Origin of the sequence: Clostridium sp. CAG:43, assembly GCF_000434655.1 — a bacterium.
In the GTDB taxonomy this organism is placed as follows: Bacteria; Bacillota; Clostridia; order Lachnospirales; family Lachnospiraceae; genus Otoolea; species Otoolea fessa.
In genome coordinates this window covers 18,901-21,499 of sequence record NZ_FR895073.1, presented here as the reverse complement: position 1 = coordinate 21,499, position 2,599 = coordinate 18,901, and the positions used below count along the sequence as shown (strand labels likewise).

Annotated in this window: 2 protein-coding genes; one reads left to right on the top strand and one right to left on the bottom strand. The window is 49.6% G+C overall.

Features of this window, described 5'->3' with window-relative positions; genetic code table 11:
* Nucleotides 1–122: 122 nt before the first annotated feature.
* Nucleotides 123–935, bottom strand: a complete 813-nt coding sequence (locus QVO97_RS05960; protein WP_022359467.1) for an amidohydrolase family protein — start codon at nt 933–935, stop codon at nt 123–125.
* A gap of 413 nt (nt 936–1,348) precedes the next feature.
* Here QVO97_RS05960 and QVO97_RS05955 point away from each other — a divergent pair.
* Nucleotides 1,349–2,599, top strand: a 1,251-nt coding sequence (locus QVO97_RS05955; RefSeq protein ID WP_288189118.1) for a DEAD/DEAH box helicase, incomplete at its 3' end; no start/stop codon positions are given.

Below are 2,599 nucleotides of genomic sequence, written 5' to 3'. Positions count from 1 at the left end.
ACGTGACAGGTGCCGGGAAAGAATGATGGTTTGAGATAAAAAAGATACTGGGAACAGCCTGAAATAAGCCGTTTTCAGTATCTTTTTTATGGTTTAAAAGAGTTAGGATTTCTAAAAATCCATTAAAAATTGCAATGATAAATCCGCTCCGCCGCCTGATAGAACACAGTTTCCCAGTATTTTTCCGGAATCAGCCGTTTCGTAATTTCAATGTAATCTTCATAGTTGGCGAGCGGCCAGTCGGTGCCGAACATGAGCTTATCATAGTCGCGGATGTAGGCAAGCCAGGTTTTCAGGGTGCTGATATACCCGCTCTGCTCTTCCAGAAACTCCGGAATGTCAAATTTGCCCTCTAAAAGCCCAGAGAGGTCGGCGGCGACATTTTCATTTTTCTCGACAACGGCGGCGGCATCCATCAGCCACGGGTTGCCGAAGTGGCACATGACGAACTGGACATCCGGATGGCGGACGGCGGCTTCATCGAGGGTCAGCGGATGGCTGTATTTGATGAATGCTTTGGAACCGGCGGTCTGTCCGGTGTGGATGGCAACCGGCTTTTTATACGCCTTGGCGAGGTCGTAGATCGGTTCGAAGCGCTCGTCGGTAACGTAGATGGAATCATATCCCGGATAGAGTTTGATGCCGACGCAGGTATTCCGTTTTAAGTTTTCTTCGACAAGATCGCATGTCTTCTGAATCTTTTCCGGCGTCAGTTTTCGTGCTTCGACGCCGACGCAATAGCGCAGAAAATCCGGGTATGTGTGATTATCCGGGTGAACGCCGCGGTTTCCCATGACGATGCCGCCGACGATATTATATTTCTGAAAGCATTCCCGCAGATGCTCTTCATTATTGATATGACCGGCTTCGATGGCAATCTCATCGAAATGCGGGTAACCGGGACAAAAGTGCAAATGTGAATCAATGATTTTCATAATGATAACAGGCGCCTGTATCAAAAACCTTTTGGAAAAAGAACGGCGCTGTCCTCCTTTCTGCTGTGATGTATGTCTGGAAGTTTTGAGAAAATCCGGTGCAACAAAACTTCGGGTGTATATAAATAAGAAATGCAGTGACAGTCCGGCAGGTTCATAGAGCATGCAGCAACTGTATGAAATCAACTGTTAGTGTAGTCCCAAATGGGGTGGATGTCAAATTTTTCTCCATCTGTTTGACATCCACACTATGATCTGGTATAGTGATAGCTATGCGTATTGCAAAGGGGCAAACTGCCTCTTTCTTTTTTTGTAAATATTCCGGAAGAATGCAAAAAAAAGATAACTAATATGATATATGAAATGTATCTCCGGAATGTGCAGACCGTTAATCAGACAATGAAAGGAATAGAATGGAAACAATCAGATTTGAAGATTTAGAGTTAGATGCAAAGATCATGCGCGCGATCACCGATATGGGGTTCGAGGCGGCTTCTCCGATTCAGGGACAGGCGATTCCGCTGGAACTGCAGGGACTGGATATCATCGGACAGGCACAGACCGGTACCGGTAAGACGGCTGCGTTTGGTATTCCGCTGTTACAGAAGATCGATCCGAAGAATAAGAAGCCGCAGGCGATCATTCTCTGCCCGACCCGTGAACTTGCCATCCAGGTATCTGAGGAGATCCGCCGCCTGGCAAAATACATGCACGGTGTCAAGGTTCTGCCGATCTACGGCGGACAGGAGATCGGACGTCAGATCCGTTCCCTCAAGGATGGTGTGCAGGTTATCATCGGTACGCCGGGGCGTGTGATGGATCACATGCGCCGCAAAACCGTCAAGATGGATCAGATCCACACGGTTGTCCTCGACGAGGCGGACGAGATGCTGAACATGGGCTTTTTAGAGGATATGGAAACCATCTTAAGCGCACTGCCGGAGGAGAGACAGACGCTGATGTTCTCAGCGACGATGCCGCAGGCGATTCAGCGGATCGCGGCGAACTTCCAGAAAGATCCGCAGATTGTGCGCGTGGTCAAGAAAGAGCTGACCGTTCCGAAGGTAACCCAGTATTATTATGAAGTAAAACCGAAGAACAAGCTGGAGGTTATGTGCCGTCTGCTGGATCTCTATGATCCGAAGCTCTCAGTGGTATTTTGCAACACGAAAAAGCAGGTCGATGAGCTGGTACAGGGCTTACAGGGACGCGGCTATTTTGCAGAAGGGCTTCACGGCGATTTGAAACAGGAGCAGCGTGACCGTGTCATGCGTGCATTCCGTACCGGACGGACGGACATTCTGGTGGCAACGGATGTGGCAGCCCGCGGTATCGACGTCGATGATGTCGAGGCGGTATTCAACTATGATGTACCGCAGGATGACGAGTATTATGTACATCGCATCGGACGTACCGGCCGTGCCGGACGCGAGGGCAAGGCGTTTAACCTCGTAGTTGGCAAAGAGGTTTACAAGCTGCGCGAGATCCAGCGCTACTGCAAGACCCGCATCATTCCGCAGGCGATTCCGTCTCTGGACGATGTGACCTCCATCAAGGCAGATAAGATTCTCGACCAGGTGGGCGAGGTGCTGCAGGACAGCGATCTGAGCAAGGTGATCGATATTGTAGAAAAACGTGTGCTGGAAGAGGACTACACGACGCTC